14 protein-coding genes are annotated in these 16,583 nt (G+C 35.5%); 8 read left to right on the forward strand and 6 right to left on the reverse strand.

All coding sequences use genetic code 11. The features are described 5' to 3' along the window. The first annotated feature begins 378 nt into the window (after nt 1-378). Together psiE and MHH69_RS18125 are read left to right on the forward strand one after the other, a co-directional pair. On the forward strand, nt 379-834 hold the full coding sequence (gene psiE / locus MHH69_RS18120; protein ID WP_241559383.1) for a phosphate-starvation-inducible protein PsiE: 456 nt from the start codon (nt 379-381) through the stop codon (nt 832-834). 100 nt (nt 835-934) lie between these two features. Next, complete coding sequence (locus tag MHH69_RS18125) at nt 935-2,194, forward strand: sialidase (protein ID WP_122973431.1); 1,260 nt, start codon at nt 935-937, stop codon at nt 2,192-2,194. A 105-nt stretch (nt 2,195-2,299) separates the two neighbouring features. On the opposite strand, the gene MHH69_RS18130 is transcribed toward MHH69_RS18125, so the two are convergent. The 4 genes from MHH69_RS18130 to tatC all read right to left on the reverse strand — a co-directional run bounded on the left by MHH69_RS18130 (nt 2,300) and on the right by tatC (nt 6,316). Then, on the reverse strand, nt 2,300-3,868 hold the full coding sequence (locus MHH69_RS18130; RefSeq protein ID WP_341362875.1) for an IS1182 family transposase: 1,569 nt from the start codon (nt 3,866-3,868) through the stop codon (nt 2,300-2,302). Between the two features lie 160 nt (nt 3,869-4,028). After that, nucleotides 4,029-5,216 (reverse strand): chromate transporter, encoded by a 1,188-nt coding sequence (locus MHH69_RS18135; RefSeq protein ID WP_122973070.1) that lies wholly within the window; start codon nt 5,214-5,216, stop codon nt 4,029-4,031. Between the two features lie 140 nt (nt 5,217-5,356). After that, nucleotides 5,357-5,554 (reverse strand): twin-arginine translocase TatA/TatE family subunit, encoded by a 198-nt coding sequence (gene tatA / locus MHH69_RS18140; protein ID WP_122973071.1) that lies wholly within the window; start codon nt 5,552-5,554, stop codon nt 5,357-5,359. Nucleotides 5,555-5,575: 21 nt separating this feature from the next. Continuing rightward, nucleotides 5,576-6,316, reverse strand: coding sequence for a twin-arginine translocase subunit TatC (tatC, locus tag MHH69_RS18145; protein ID WP_122973073.1), 741 nt, complete (start codon nt 6,314-6,316; stop codon nt 5,576-5,578). 250 nt (nt 6,317-6,566) lie between these two features. Here tatC and MHH69_RS18150 point away from each other — a divergent pair, with 250 nt between their 5' ends. After that, nucleotides 6,567-7,958, forward strand: coding sequence for an amino acid permease (locus MHH69_RS18150; protein ID WP_122973075.1), 1,392 nt, complete (start codon nt 6,567-6,569; stop codon nt 7,956-7,958). Between the two features lie 42 nt (nt 7,959-8,000). Here the strand turns inward: MHH69_RS18150 and MHH69_RS18155 are convergent, their stop codons facing one another. Further along, nucleotides 8,001-8,840, reverse strand: a complete 840-nt coding sequence (locus tag MHH69_RS18155; RefSeq protein ID WP_341362876.1) for a TetR/AcrR family transcriptional regulator — start codon at nt 8,838-8,840, stop codon at nt 8,001-8,003. A gap of 95 nt (nt 8,841-8,935) precedes the next feature. Here MHH69_RS18155 and MHH69_RS18160 point away from each other — a divergent pair, with 95 nt between their 5' ends. Next, on the forward strand, nt 8,936-12,025 hold the full coding sequence (locus MHH69_RS18160) for an efflux RND transporter permease subunit (protein ID WP_341362877.1): 3,090 nt from the start codon (nt 8,936-8,938) through the stop codon (nt 12,023-12,025). A gap of 89 nt (nt 12,026-12,114) precedes the next feature. Here the strand turns inward: MHH69_RS18160 and safA are convergent, their stop codons facing one another. Then, nucleotides 12,115-12,723, reverse strand: coding sequence for a SafA/ExsA family spore coat assembly protein (gene safA, locus MHH69_RS18165; protein ID WP_122973079.1), 609 nt, complete (start codon nt 12,721-12,723; stop codon nt 12,115-12,117). A gap of 426 nt (nt 12,724-13,149) precedes the next feature. On the opposite strand from safA, the gene pgeF reads away from it, so the two are divergent. The 4 genes from pgeF to MHH69_RS18185 all read left to right on the forward strand — a co-directional run bounded on the left by pgeF (nt 13,150) and on the right by MHH69_RS18185 (nt 16,576). Continuing rightward, nucleotides 13,150-13,914 (forward strand): peptidoglycan editing factor PgeF, encoded by a 765-nt coding sequence (pgeF, locus tag MHH69_RS18170; protein WP_122973081.1) that lies wholly within the window; start codon nt 13,150-13,152, stop codon nt 13,912-13,914. A 144-nt stretch (nt 13,915-14,058) separates the two neighbouring features. Further along, complete coding sequence (locus tag MHH69_RS18175; protein WP_341362878.1) at nt 14,059-15,468, forward strand: LysM peptidoglycan-binding domain-containing protein; 1,410 nt, start codon at nt 14,059-14,061, stop codon at nt 15,466-15,468. Nucleotides 15,469-15,694: 226 nt separating this feature from the next. Further along, nucleotides 15,695-16,306 carry a hypothetical protein gene (locus MHH69_RS18180; RefSeq protein ID WP_341362879.1) on the forward strand — a complete coding sequence of 204 codons (612 nt, stop codon included), beginning with the start codon at nt 15,695-15,697 and terminating at the stop codon, nt 16,304-16,306. Between the two features lie 99 nt (nt 16,307-16,405). After that, complete coding sequence (locus MHH69_RS18185; RefSeq protein WP_341362880.1) at nt 16,406-16,576, forward strand: YfhD family protein; 171 nt, start codon at nt 16,406-16,408, stop codon at nt 16,574-16,576. Nucleotides 16,577-16,583 lie beyond the last annotated feature (7 nt).

The following is a 16,583-nucleotide window of genomic DNA, read 5'->3' on the forward strand; positions in this document are numbered from 1 at the left end:
TAATATAAAAATAGAATTTCAGTTTATAGACTTGTATTTATTTATATTACGGATAATTAATATTTTCTTATCCATCCTTCCACATAGACCAACTGTAAGTTATTAGTGACTAAACTTCGATAATTTTGTTATCTCTATCTCATGCCCAATCATTCCACCTATGTATTACACCATCTCATGTTTATATAAGATATTCCATTTTAAATGTAAATATGCTCTATATAAAATGAACTCGGTTGTCCGTTTCCCTATTTAGTGGAACTAAAATAAAACCTATCATTTTGAAGCTCCTATCTTCATAGACTATTTGACAACAGTTGGTTTTTCAAAATAGCAATTTCCAACTTCTAAACGCTTAAAAATGTAAAAAAGGAGGGCTTGAAAATAAAAAAGTTTGAATGGAATGTATCGGTTAAAATCATCCCTAAAGTATTACAGTGGTTTTTAAATCTTTGTCTTATCATCCTAACCTTCTTTTTGGCATTTCTTCTAATTAAGAAATTGGTGGATTTTTATAAAATCCTGATGCTAGATGGAGGTAGTGATTACAAGCTCTTCCTCGCTAACATTCTCGTTTTCTTTTTATATTTTGAATTTATTACGATGATTGTAAAATATTTTAAGGAGGACTATCACTTTCCTCTTCGTTATTTCTTATATATAGGTATTACAGCGATGGTAAGACTTGTCATTGTCGATCATGAGCATGCAATAGATACGCTCATTTTTTCATTAATTATTTTAATTTTAATTATTTGTTACTTCATTATTAACATTACCCCTTTAGAACGCCCTTTACGTTCATGGTTTTCAAATAAAAAAGAAGGTAATTAAAACTCCCCGTTTTGTCAGTTCAATTGCCTAACCCGATAATTTTATTCCCATATTTAGTGCATATGCATACACTAATCAAAAACGGAGGATTTTTAACGTCATGTATTATGGATATCCATATTATTATGTTCAGCATGTTCCAATGAGTCCTGTACCCACATACCCTTACCCATCTCCATACGATCAAGCACAAGTCCAATATGTTCAACTTACTGGACGACCAACAGTTCAACAAATTATGCAAACAATTCGCGCCCAAAATAACAATCTTTTTACACAATTAACACAGGCTGGAGTAGACCGTCAGTTAGTGGAAGCAATGTTTTTCTTTGTCGTTAACTTTACAAGAAATCAAGCAAATCTTAACCAATCTGCTAGTCAAATCTACTCGCTATTCCAAAGGGAAACACCTTGGTTTAATTTACTCATTCGCTCAATGAATTTACCTGTCAACACAATTGACCAAGTATTAACAAGAGTTATTGAAATTACTCTTAATATACTTAGAGGTGCGCAACCTGGACCTGGTCCATCCCCGGGCCCTGGTCAAGGTTGGTCCAATTGGGAGAGCCTTGGTGGGACACTTCAAGGAGCTCCTGCTGTTGCTTCTTGGCAACCGAATCGTTTAGATGTTTTTGGAAGAGGAACTGATAATGCCCTTTACCATATTTGGTGGGATGGCACTCGTTGGAGTAGTTGGGAGAACCTTGGCGGTGTTTTAACTTCTCCTCCTGCTGCTGTTTCTTGGGGACCAAATCGAATTGATGTGTTTGTTCGTGGTACTGATAATGCCCTTTACCACAAATGGTGGGACGGCAGCCGATGGAGTGATTGGGAAAGTCTTGGCGGTACTTTAACAAGTGGTCCTGCTGCTTCATCACGCCGTTCAAATCAACTCGATGTGTTCGTTAGAGGCGCTAACAACCGACTTTATAAAAGAACGTGGAACGGCACTCGATGGGAAGATTGGGAAGATCTTGGCGGCAATTTAGCTTCTGAACCTACTGCTGTTTCCTGGGGACCAAACCGCATCGATGTTTTTGCTCGAGGACAAAATAATCAATTGATCCACAAATGGTGGGACGGTACAAGATGGAGTGATTGGGAAAACCTTGGCGGTACTTTAACAAGCGCTCCTACCGTTTCTTCCCGTAGATCTAATCGATTGGATGTCTTTATCAGAGGTACTGGTAATCGACTTTATAAACGTTCCTGGAACGGATCTCGTTGGGATAGTTGGGAGTCCATCGGTGGGACGTTAACTAGTGCTCCTGCTGCTGTTTCTTGGGGACCAAATCGAACTGATGTCTTTGCTAGGGGACAAAATAACGACCTTATTCACATTTACCAAGGTCAATAAAAAAAAGAGGCTGGGACATAACTAGCTTCAAATAGTGAGAAAGGTGAATTTGAGGAAACTCAAATTCACCTTTCTCTTTTTTTGTGCGTAAATTCTTCTTTTTCTTTAGTTAATGGCCGTGAATTTTCTTAAATTTACATCCATTAATGCGAGGCCCATTTCGTTTTCTACCTTCGATTTTCCTCGTACAGAAAATCGAGTGAAACGCAAATTAGCCTTCAAGAATCCAAAAACTGGTTCCACATCGATTTTGCGTCTTCGATAAATGGCACTTGTTTTCTCTTCTGAAAGCTTTGCTCTTACGTATTCTTTTTGCTGTTCCCATTTTTCATTCACCTGTAGTTTTCGATTGTTGCCTTCTTTTGCTTTGGTACAGGATAAACGGAATGGGCATCCCGAACAGTTTTCACACTCGTAAATCTTAAGCTTCCGTTGGAAGCCTGTACGGTCATTACGAACAGAATAATATTGAAATTCAAGACGTTTTTTATTTGGACAGGTATATGTATCTGTTTCTTCATCATACGTCCAGTTGTCGGGATTAAATTTGTTTTGCTTATACTTTTTCTTTTGTTCTTTCAAATACTTACTATAAGTAATAAGAGCTTCTCGTTTTCTGTTTGAAAGGATATCATGAAAGTTTTGTTCACTACCGTAACCTGCATCTGCGACAATGTGTTTTGGTAATTCAAAATAATGCTGCTCAATCTCATCTAAGAATGGAATTAACGTACGTGTATCTGTTGGATTTGTATATATACTATAAGCAAGCGTATATTGACCTTCCGTTGCGATTTGTACATTATATCCAGCTTTTAATTGTCCGTTTTGCATATAATCATCTTTCATTCGCATAAACGTCGCATCTGAATCTGTCTTAGAATAGCTATTGCGTGTACCAAAGATTTCAAAGTCTCTTTCGTATTTTTGTTTACGTAGGACAAAATCAATCAACTGCTTGCGTAATTGTTTCGGGTATTTACGTTTATTTCTTAAGGCTTTTCGTTCTAGAACATCTGATGATGTTTCAATTTGTTTATCATATTCAGTTACGACATCGTCCACTTTTTGAACTAATTGAGCGAGTTCTTCCAATGATAACTGTTTATCGCTTTCACGTTGAATTTCAGGTATGATTTCACTCTCTAGTAGCTCATTGTATAGCTGGTTTGACTTTTCAATTAAATTTTGGTGATATTTTTCAATGGTTTTCTTCCAAACAAACGTAAATTTATTCGCATTTGCTTCAATTTTTGTACCATCGATAAAAATCGCTTCTTGATCAATAAGCTTTTCTTCAATCAATTGGCAACGGAATTGAACGAAACATTGACGAATTAAATCTTTCACTTCTGGTTGAATACGGAATCGGTTGATTGTACGGTAGCTTGGTTCATATCCTTGGGCTAGCCACATCATTCGGATACTGTCTTTTAATAGGGCTTCAATTTTCCGTCCTGAGAAGATAGATTGTGTATAGGCACATAAGATAATTTTAAGCATCATACGTGGATGATAGGCAGGACACCCCTCATTTCGTAGAAATGGTTCGAACGCTTCATGAGGGATACTTTCAACTAGATGATGGATATGGAAAGCAATATCATTATTTTGTAATTTTACTTCTAAATCTAAAGGCAAAATGAGTTGATTCATGTTATAATCTTTAAACATAAGGATCCTTCTTTCTGTATAATTTTGTTGTGGTGACTTAATTTTATCAGAAGTGGTCCTTATTTTTTATTTAAAATAATCAAAGCCGGTGAAATTTTACTTATCGTAAAATTTCACCGGCTTTTCATTTCAGAGGTGGGTTTTGTCCCAGCCTCTTTTTTTACATCATAGATAACAATGTCCCACCAATTATACCGGTAACAACAACAACCCACGGTGACATCTTCCAATAGGAAAGCATACTAAAAAGAATAACAGCAAAAACAAAATCAATTGATTCTACAATAGATGAAGTAAAAATCGGGTTATAAAAGGCGGCAATTAAAATCCCTACGACAGCCGCATTAATACCCATAAAAACTCCTTTCATTTTACTGTTCCGTCGTACTATATCCCAAAACGGTAATATACCAAGAACAAGTAAAAATGCCGGCAAAAAGATGCCAATAGTAGCTAAAATGCCTCCAAACCACCCATCCATGACAGCACCAATGTATGCAGCGAAAGTAAATAACGGTCCAGGAACGGCTTGGGTTGCTCCATAACCAGCTAAAAATGCCTCTTCACTAATGAAATTTGTCGGAACAAACTCCCGCTCAAGGAGAGGCAATACAACGTGTCCACCTCCAAAAACAAGAGAACCCGCTCGATAAAAACTATCGAACATCGCAATGAAAGGAGAAGCAATCACTTCCCTTAAAATTGGTAATAAGATGAGAAGACCAAAAAATAAAGTAATACAAAAAAGGCCTAGTTTTTTACTAATTGGTACTTGAAAATTAGCCGCATGATCCTCACTTGTTTCTTTATATAATAAATATCCGATTAGACCAGCTATTATTATAACGCCAACTTGAGCATATACCGTTTGCCATAGTAAAACGACCGCTAAGGCCAAAATCACAATAGCTTTTCGAGTCAAATCTGGTGCTAAATTCTTTGCCATCCCTAAAATGGCATGGGCTACCACTGCTACTGCAACAATTTTTAAACCGTGAATCCATCCCATGCTACTTACATTTAGTTCTCCAACGATTAAAGCAAAAATAATTAGAGCAACTACAGAGGGCATCGTAAAGCCTAGAAATGAGATAATTCCTCCTAATAAGCCACCACGCATGATGCCGATACCTATACCAACTTGGCTACTAGCAGGGCCAGGTAAAAACTGGCATAGAGCAACTAAATCCGCATAGGATTTTTCATCTAACCACTTTCTACGACGAATATATTCCTCATGGAAATATCCTAGATGGGCAATAGGACCACCAAAGGAGGTTAGTCCTAATTTTAAAGACACTAAAAAAATTTCGATACAAGTTTTTAATGTCGTCCTGTTCTCGTTCATTATGTTAATCTCCACTCTTATTTTCCATTCATCATAGCAAGATTTTATAATAGGGAAAATGCATTAACAAAGGAATTTACATAATTTTAATATAAAACATTTTAAGCCCTATCCATATGGAAGGGCTTCGTTGCATTTTATTATTTTTTCTTAGACCTTGTTTCAACAATTTCTTCTACTTCTGTAGGATCGTCATCCATTACACCTTTCGTGGATGATTTAAATTCTTTTAAAGTTTCTCCAACCGCTTTACCTAGTTGAGGTAATTTAGCGGGACCAAAGATGATTAATGCCAATACTAAAATGATAATTAGCCCTGGAACACCGATACTTGCCATTTTAACTCCTCCTTAAATGGTTTATTCATAAGTGACGTTCAACCGTTCTCTTCTTTTTAAGGACCAACTGGATATGCCAATACTTATCTCAAATAGTAATAATAATGGGACAACGATGATAAAATCCGATAGAAAATCCGGAGGTGAAATAGATACTCCGATAATAATTAAAATAAAATAAGCAACCTTCCTCATTCGCTTTAATTTATCGGGCGTAACTATTCCGACATTGGTTAAAAATAATATAACAACCGGTAATTCAAAAACGAGTCCTACTGGAAGTACGATATGAAATAACAATGTGAAATATTGTTTTATTCCATATGTTTCAATTGCACCAATTGACGTGTTCACATTCGATAAGAAATTGACCATTAAAGGAAACAATAAAAAGTAACTAAAACTAATTCCTAATAAAAATAGTAAAAATGAAATTGGGATATAAAAAAGGGTACCCTTCGCTTCCTTTTCTGTTAATCCTGGTTTTACAAATAGCCAAATTTGCCATAAAGTCACTGGCAATGTAATGAGCAGGGCTAAAATAAGGGCACATTTCACATAAATCATGAGCCCATCCGTATAACCGAATATGTTCCAATCTACAACGGTGGCGGTTGGCTGCTGTTTTATAAAGTTTAATGTTTTAGGAGCTAGCCAAAAGCCTAATAATAAAGATAAAACAAATGTTATAGAAATGATGATTAATCGTTTTCTTAATTCCTCTAAATGCTCAACTAGTGTTAATTCCTTCTCTTCATTCATTGTTATCACCAAATTTCATAAAGAACATCTCCTTTGGTGCCATTATTATGTGCACCAATGGGAAGTTCCATTATGAACGGTCAAAAAAATTTATTATTAACAGATGATCAAAATAGTAAAATTATTGCAAAAAATGAATGCAATTAACTATGTTTCCGTTAAAATTCGACTTGATTTTAATATATATTTGACCCACTTTCAGTTTCATAGTAATATTTTTTTCATAATTCAAAAAGAATAGGTGTTAATATTGTCGAATTTATTTAGAAAAAAAAGGTTAGACGATTTATTAAATCAACATGGCGAAGGCCAACTGAAAAAAACATTAGGAGCCACTGATTTAATTTTACTTGGCGTTGGTGCAATTGTTGGAACAGGTATATTTATACTCCCTGGAACAGTAGCTGCCAGTCATTCTGGACCTGCTATTGTTTTTTCTTTTTTAATAGCCGCTTTTGTTTGTGCCCTTGCTGGGATGTGTTATTCTGAATTTTCTTCTGCCATCCCCGTAACAGGTAGCGCTTATACGTATGGATATGTAGTATTTGGGGAAATTATCGCTTGGTTTGTCGGTTGGGCTTTAGTATTAGAATATGGATTAGCCGCTGCTTCCGTTGCGACTGGTTGGTCATCCTATTTAATTTCATTATTAGAAGGATTAAACATTTCCATCCCTACCGTTCTTTCAGGGCCATTTAACCTAGCAGAAGGGACTTTTATAAACCTTCCTGCTATTTTAATCGTATTGATTATTTCCTATTTATTAACGCTAGGCATGCAAGAATCAGCAAAAGTAAATAGAATTATGGTTTTTGTTAAAGTAGGTGTGATTCTTTTATTCATCGTTGTTGGAATGTTTTATGTAAAACCGGATAACTGGCAACCTTTCATGCCCTTTGGTGTAGAAGGGGTTGTTTCTGGTGCAGCACTTGTATTTTTTGCTTACTTAGGTTTTGATGCAGTATCTTCTGCAGCAGAAGAAGTAAAAAATCCACAGCGGAACTTACCAATCGGAATCATTGGTTCATTATTAGTTTGTTCCTTACTTTATATCGCTATGTCTCTAGTTTTAACGGGGATCACTCCTTATACGACTCTTAACGTAAGTAATCCCGTTAGCTTTGCGATCGATCTTGTTGGACAAGATTGGATTGCTGGTATAATTTCATTAGGTGCTGTTACTGGTATGATGACCGTCATCCTCGTCATGATTTATGGCGGTTCCCGATTACTTTTTGCCATTGGTCGAGATGGCTTACTACCAAAAGTAATGAGTAAAGTAAATCCAAAACATAACACACCCGTTATTAATACATGGATTTTCGGATTAGTAGTAGCCTTTTGCGCCGGTTTTATCCCGCTAGGTACTCTGGCAGAGTTAGTAAATATGGGAACTTTAATCGCCTTTACAATCGTTTCTTTAGGTATTATTTTCTTACGGAAAAATACAAACGCTCTTTCATCAGGTGGCTTTAAAGTGCCATTCTTCCCCGTGCTACCAATTTTATCATTCTTAGCTTGTTTATTTTTAATGACTCAGCTATCAATAAATACATGGATTGCATGTGGAATATGGTTTGTAATCGGTTTTGTATTTTACTTCTTATATGGAAGAAAACATAGTACATTAAATGAGAAATAAAATAGAGGAGCTTCTATCGTCCTTTGACAATAGAAGCTCCTTTTAATTATTCTCTTTGTCCTTTAAATATTGTTGATATAAATAGGCAACCCATATACAATGGCTATTTCCTCGAATATTGTTTAGTAACCCTTGAACAATCGTATTACTTAATTTAGGGTTATTTAAATCTTGCTGCAACATCATTAAAGATTCTTGGACAACAGAATCTTCATGTATCTCCCCTTGTACTTCCATTAATAATTCGTTAAGTTGTTCCTTTGAAATTGTTGGGTGTACATCCGTTTTGATTAAATATTCTGGTGTTATAAAAGGAATTTTAGAATACTCAGCAACAATTGTCACTTTTTCGACAATTGTTTGGCACAATTTGTTCAAATCGATTGCATAATTATCTATTAAGAATAGTTCTGAATACCCCTTCATTAGTCCATTAATCGTAAATAAAATATCAAGATGCATCTGATGATTTATATGTGCAAACTGCCTTTGAACGATTGTTAGAACGATTTTATTTAACATCGTCATATACATGTGCATTCTATCTAAAAGTTCTTGATTAAAGGACAGAACCTGTTCTTTAACAAATACTTTTGCAAAGTTTGCTTGCTGTTGAAACTCACCGAACGTGACATATAGGAAATGAAATAATAAATCTTCCGGTGGCCTTTCACTGACCACCCGTTCAATTTCTGCTATAAAACCGTTCATAAACTGATCAATTAAACTATGAATGAGCTCATCCTTCGATTTAAAGTGAAGATAAAAGGCTCCCTTCGATATACCACAACGCTCAGTTATTTGCTGTACCGATGTCGCTTCGAAACCGTTTTCAGCAAATAATTCCAGCGCTTTCTCCATAATGAGTTGTTTTTTTACCACTTAAAACACTCCTACCCCATTTGTTTGACAACTGACTAATTAGTCATTAGTATAAATAACTGTAATACAAGAGTCAATTAAGGGCAGGTGTAAAGGTGAAAGGTTTAGTAAATTTTGTCCTGAAAAATAAACTTGCTGTATGGTTACTTACTATTATCATTACAGTTTCAGGTATTTATTCAGGGACGCGAATGAAGATGGAATCCATACCTGACATTTCCATTCCTTATTTAATTGTAATGGGGGTATACCCTGGTGCTACCCCAGAACAAGTAATGGATGAACTGTCAATACCGATGGAAAAAGCAGTTGAAGGTCTTGAAGATGTCAAAGCTGTATATTCAAACTCATCATCCAACGTTTCCCAAATTCAAATTGAATATGATTACGGCGTTGATATGGATGAGAAAAAACGTCAGTTAGAATCCGCGATTGATAATGTTACATTACCAGAAGAAGTGGAAGAGCCTTCTATTATGGCCATTAGTATGAATATGATGCCAGTTGTTGCTCTTTCAATTAGTAGTACAGAAGAAGACATTGTTGAATTAACTTCAACAGTTGAAGATATTCTATTACCAAAAATCGAAAAAATTGATGGTGTAGCTTCAGCTACTATCACTGGGCAGCATATTGAGGAAGTTGAATTCACTTATAACGAAGAAAAAATGGCTTCCCTTGGGTTAACAGAAGATACTGTTAAACAAATGGTTCAATCCAGTGACATGGCCCTATCTTTAGGTCTATATGAATTTGTTGAAGGTGAAGAAGCAGTAGCAGTTGACGGCGATATTCAAACCGTCGATCAGTTAAAAGAAATGCTTATTCCAGTAACACCTACAGCTGATAATCCAGTACCTTTTGTTAAACTTGGTGATATCGCGACAATTGAAACGGTTGGTAAAGTTCAATCCGTATCTCGTACAAATGGCGAAGATGCCATTGCAATCCAAATTGTTAAAGGCCAAGAAGCAAACACGGTTACTGTAGTAAACGCTGTAAAAGATTTAATTGAAGAAGAAGAAGCTGCAATTGATGGTTTACAGGTCGATATATCGTTAGACCAAGCTGAACCAATCGAAGATTCCGTATTCTCAATGGTAGAAAAAGCAGTGTTCGGTGGTTTAATCGCCGTATTAATAATTCTTTTATTCTTACGCGACTTTAAATCTACTATTATTTCAATCATTTCAATTCCAGTTTCTATCTTTATGGCTTTATTGCTATTAAACTGGTTAGATATTACGTTAAACATTATGACGTTAGGTGCCATTACGGTAGCGATCGGTCGTGTTATCGATGACTCCATCGTTGTAGTAGAAAACATTTATCGTCGTATGCACTTAAAAAATGAAAAACTTCATGGTCGTGCCCTAATCCGGGAAGCGACAATTGAAATGTTCAAACCAATTCTTTCTTCTACATTAGTAACAGTTGCTGTATTTGCACCTCTTATTTTCGTAGGTGGAATGGTTGGAGAATTATTCATGCCATTCGCATTAACAATGACATTCGCATTAGGTGCGTCATTGCTTGTTGCGATAACAATCGTACCAGCGTTATCCCACTTCTTATTCCGTAAAAAGCTTTATGGTGAGAAAACAGAAAAGAGTCATAAAGAAGTAGGTAAACTTGCATTATGGTATAAAGGCGTATTAGAAAAAACATTAAATCATAAAGTAATTACTTCTGTAATTGCGATTATTATTTTAGCTGGTTCCCTTGCCCTTACTCCTTTAATCGGATTTAGTTTCATGGGCTCTGCAGAAGAGAAAGTTATGTATTTAACTTATACACCTAAAACTGGAGAGTTAATGGAAGAAACTGAAGCGAACATTAAGGAAGTAGAACAAGAATTATTAAAACGTGATGACATTGATATTCTTCAATTATCCATTACAGATTCAGAAAGTGCTGATCCATCGGCTATGATGATGGGTGGCGGAGGCGGTGCATTAATGTACCTAATCTTTGATGACGAAATGGAAAACTTCCCAGAAGTAAGAGAAGAAATTGAAGACTATGTGTTTAACATCGGTCAATCCGGAGAATGGAAATCACAAAACTTTAGTACATCAGCTATGTCTTCAAATGAAGTAAGCTACACGTTATACAGCGAAGATTTAAATGATTTAATGACGGCTGTTAACCAAGTAGAAGATGCTTTAAAAGAAGTGGATAACTTAGAAGATGTAACGAGCGATGCGGAAGATCCATATGTTGAAAATGTGTTTAAAGTAGATCAAGAGCACGTATTGCAATATGGTTTAACTACTGCTCAAATCGTAATGGCTTTAAATAATTCTGGCACAAAAGAAGTGTTAACAACGGTTGAAAATGATGGAGATGAAATTGAAGTTATTGTTCAACGCGAAGCAAAAACGGCTCCAGAATCTTTAGAACAACTATTAGAAACGGAAATTCCAACAGCTACAGGAACTGCAATCCCATTATCTGAATTAGTAACTGTAGAAGAAGGAACAACTTTAAATACATTAAGTCGTTCAGCTGGTGAATATTATACAACAGTTTCAGGTACGATTATTGGTGATGATATTTCGGTTGCAACATCTGAAGCAGATGAAAAAATCGAAAACCTTGACTTACCAAAAGGTGTAACGACTGGTGTAGCAGGTGTGGCAGCTGATATGGCTGAAACATTCACTCAACTAGGAATAGCCATGATTGCAGCAATCGGTATTGTTTACTTCATCTTAGTTGTAACATTCGGTGAAGGCTTAGCACCATTTGCAATTCTATTCTCATTACCATTTACTGTAATTGGTGCGTTCCTTGGATTATTTATTACAGGACATACGATTTCTGTCCAAGTAATGATGGGTCTATTAATGTTAATCGGTATCGTTGTAACAAACGCAATCGTACTTGTAGACCGTATTATTCATATGGAACGTGATGGTTTATCCATGCGTGAAGCTATTCTTGAAGCGGGTGCAACTCGTTTACGTCCAATCTTAATGACGGCAATCGCAACAATCGGTGCTATGTTACCAATGGCAATTGGTATTGGTGGTGGCGGAGGTCTTATGTCTGCAGACCTTGCAATCACTGTTATCGGCGGTTTATTAAGTTCAACACTATTAACTTTAGTCATCGTTCCAATTGTTTACGAAACGCTTTCTAAAATGTTAAAGAAAAAACGTAACGAAATTCGAGAAGATTAATACGAAGTAAGAAGGTGTCCCTTTATGGGTCACCTTTTTTAATAAATAGAAAAGCCGAGAACCTATCGTTCCCGACTTCAATTCTTATATTATTTTTGAATAAACATTTGTGTCCAGTAGTTACCATCTGCAACATAACCTACACCAATGTGGGTGAAATTTCTATTTAAAATATTTGCTCGATGGCCTTCGGAATTCATCCATGCTTTTACTACTTCTGAAGCTGTTCTTTGCCCTTGAGCAATATTTTCACCAGCAGATTTATATGTAATACCGTAGTTTTTCATCATTGTAAATGGTGATCCATAAGTCGGACTAGTATGGCTGAAATAGTTTTTGTCTGCCATATCTTGTGATTTATGTTCCGCTACTCTAGCAAGCTCCCAATCACTTTTTAAAGCAGGTAGACCTGCATTGGCACGTTCTACATTTACAAGTCGTACAACTTCTTGTTCTACTGCTTGTCCTTCTTGTTCAGGTACGTTAATTTTTTGACCTGGGTAAATTAAGTTAGGATTCGCTAACTGTGGATTCGCATCGATTAATTCTTGCACTCCAGTTTTAGTTTTCACTGCAATCTTCCATAGGGAATCTCCTGACACTACTGTATATGAATTAGCCGCTAAAGCGGTTGCTGGTATTAATAGAGATGCTCCAAGAACAGTAGCGATAACGCCTTTTTTCAAGTTTTTAAACATCGATATATACCTCCTGTTTTATGTATTTTTATAGTACAAGAGATTAATAGAGAAAATCATTAATAAAATTATGGATAGATTATTACGAAACTGTTTCAAAGAAAGTATTTTGACCTATCACTCTATATAAATTCTTATTTTTCCAATATTCTTTTCCGTTAAATTTGATACCATTTTGTAATAGGAAAATTTTTCAGTTGGAAATTGGCAACCAATTAAAAATTTAATTGGCAAAAAATGAATAGTTTTTAGAAATTATGTCTATGATAAAAGTAAGCTAGATAGGTATATTCTTTTCAAATTGTCATTTTAAAAAGTTAATCCTATCCATAACTTGAACATAAATAGGAATCTATGAATCTTTCTCTAGATTCATTTTTTGATGAAACGACTGTTTATATAATATGATGGGGATGGGGTGATGGAATGAAAACGAGAATATATTTAAATAACCCTCAATTCATAATGGGGACTACATTAAAAGATCAAGAAGAACCTGAACAAAATAACATGGCTTTACATGTATGTGAAAAGGTCGATAATGTACTGAACAATCGATTAAAATTAGCATCTTTTTTAAATTGTGATGTGGAAGACTTCGTTTGTGCTAATCAAACCCATAGTGCCAATGTCCATCATGTCACTGTGGAAGATAAGGGTAGGGGGGCAAGAAGTGTAGATGATGCGATTTCTAACACGGATGCCCTTTATACGTATGAACCGAATACACTGCTCTGTACCTTTACAGCAGATTGCGTACCAGTTATTTTTTATAATGAAACAACCGGACTTATTGGAGTTATACATTCTGGATGGCAGGGGACTATTAAAGAAATTACATTAAAAGTATTCGACCACTTAATTAATAACGAACAAAATGACCCGAATGATATAAAGGTCATACTTGGACCTGCTATAAGTCAAGATCGATTTGAAGTTGATGAAGATGTTTACAAAAAGTTCAAGGATTTAGGTTACGCCGATGAGTTTATTTATTTTAAAGATGAAACAAACAAATACCATATCGATAACCAACAAACTGTAAAAAAACAATGTGAACTAGTTGGAATTCCATCGAAAAACGTTAAAGTGGATTTAACATGTACTTTCCATCATCCAGATGGCTTTTCCTATCGAGAAAATAAAAAATCAGGAAGACATTTAAGTTTTATTATGAAAAAAGGAAACTAATGATCATTTCTTGGCTGAACTACTTCGTTAAAGTAAACGAAGTAGTTTTCTTATTGAAAAATGTCGTTTTATAGTTATTATTCATGAATGATCCTATAGAAAACATATATTATTTTACTCTAGCATTTCTAAGGGGGCTATGTATTGCTCATTCATGTTGTCCGTTCTGGCGAGTCGCTTTGGGAAATTGCGAATCAATATAATGTCTCGATAAATGCAATTCAACAAATAAATCAATTACCGGATCTAAACAAATTATTAATAGGTCAGGCTTTAGTCATCCCAACAGCTGTAGAAACGCACACCATTCAAGCAGGGGAAACATTATGGTCCATAGCCCAACGTTACGGTATTCCAATTCAATCCATTTTAACTATTAATCAAATAACGAACCCCAATTTTTTGTACCCAGGCGTTACTATATACATTCCACCAACCATCCACTATGTCCAACCAGGTCAAACACTATATCAAATAGCCAATCAATATGGTACAACGATCCAATCCATCCTTAACGCTAATTCATTACAAAATCAAAACCTCATTTACATCGGGACACCATTAATTATTCCAAGAAGAAAACCTTTAATTGAAGTCAATGCATATACTTATCAAAAGGATGAAGAAGCAGCTCAAACCGTCAATGAAATAGGTTATTTGCTCACCTACTTAAGCCCATTTGCCTATTTGATTAAAGAAGATGGTACATTAGAGCCCTTTGAAGATGAATTGATGATAGACGCTGCTAACTCCCAGAATGTAACCCCTATGTTAGCTATTACGAATTTATCCACAACATCTACTGGCACAAACTTAGCTAATACTATTTTATCCAATCCTGAACTGCGTGAAAAACTGATTTCAAATGTACTTCAATTGATGGATGAAAAGGGCTATAAAGGGTTAAATATCGACTTTGAATATGTTTTACCGGAGGATCGGGAAAACTATAACCAATTTCTTCAATTGGCTGTTGATCGATTGCATCCTAGGGGTTATTTTGTTTCTACCGCTGTCGCACCTAAAACAAGTGGAGAACAGGAAGGCTTATTATATACTGCCCATGATTATGAAGCCCATGGAAGAATAGTGGATTTCGTTATTCTTATGACCTATGAATGGGGGTGGAGAGGGGCTTCCCCACAAGCGATATCTCCAGCCAACCAGATGCGAAGGGTTGTGGAATACGCCCTTTCTGTTATGCCAGCTAATAAAATTTATTTAGGCTTTCAAATTTATGCAAGGGATTGGAAAATCCCTCATGTTGAAGGTGCAACGGCTGAAACCTTTAGTCCTCAAGAAGCCATTAGACGTGCTACCCAATATAATGCAACGATTCAATACGATAATACCGCCCAATCTCCATTTTTCCGCTATGTTGATGAACAAGGACAAGGGCATGAAGTATGGTTTGAAGATGCACGTAGCGCCCAAGCAAAATTTGACATGGTTAAACAGTATAACTTAAGAGGAATTAGTTATTGGGCATTAGGCTATGATTATCCACAAAATTGGGCTTTATTAAATTCCAACTTTGCCATTCGAAAAGAATAAACTATGAATTATTAAAGGGAAATCATCAAATATGAAATATTTTTAGCTGGAATCAGGCATAAAAAAATTTGCCTCATCCAGCTTTTTTAATGTTTTTAACAATTTAAACAGGGGATCCATTGGAAAAATCAGTAACACATTTCAAAACTTTGAATATCCTATAAAGAATGCAATTTACAAAAAAGCATATCCAGCGGTTTTTATTTCGTTGGAGGATAGGAGTCACATGAAAAGATTATTACTTTTTCTTTCAATGGTAACCTTTGTTTTTTTAGTTGGTTGTAGTACTTCCGATTCAAAGGAAGAATCTAAAGAATCGAAGAATGAAGAAACAACTACTGAAACGAAAACAGATTCTAAGATTGAAACTGAAACTAAGACCGGTACTTCTTCAAACAGTGAGACTACTGCTCCGAGTACAGATGAAGAGTTTGCTCAAGCCTTTTCAGATTACTTAGATGAAATGATGTTACTAGCAGTAGAAGAAGAAAGAATTATCGGTTTATATGATAGTGTAACCGGTGTAAATTATACGAATGATGAAGCTTTATATTATACCCTTTTAGATGAAGTCATTCCTGGCTATCGTCAATTTGTTGCGGACTTAGAAGCAATTATGCCGGAAAACAAGGAAATTCAAGCTCTCCATGAAAAGTATATTGAAGCAGCCAATATTCAATATAATTCCTTTACTTTAATGATTTCCGCTATAGAACAGCAAAGTATGGACACAATGACTGAAGCGAATCAAGGTTTGGATGAAGCAAGAAGGTTGCTTAGAGAATGGTTATATCAAGTAGATGAGTTTTCAATAAAAGCAGGAATTCCGTTAGAGTAAAAAATGCGTACACAACACTAGTTGTTGTGTATTTTTTTGTGATAAAAAACGATTCCTAAGCCATATTAAGAAGGAATCCAATCGAAAGGAGAACTTCTTATGGGAAGAGATGATAGTAAAAGCAAAGGTACAAATAAAGCTTCCTTACCACAAACACCAAAAACAGAAAAAATTGCTCCTGGTAAGATGCGAGAAGAAGTTGCTCAAGAGTTAGATGAACTTCACCATTTAGTTGAAAATACGAAACATAACACTCGAAACAAAAAATAGGAGGGAT

This window comes from Ureibacillus sp. FSL E2-3493, from assembly GCF_038077515.1.
Taxonomy (GTDB): Bacteria; Bacillota; Bacilli; order Bacillales_A; family Planococcaceae; genus Ureibacillus; species Ureibacillus halotolerans.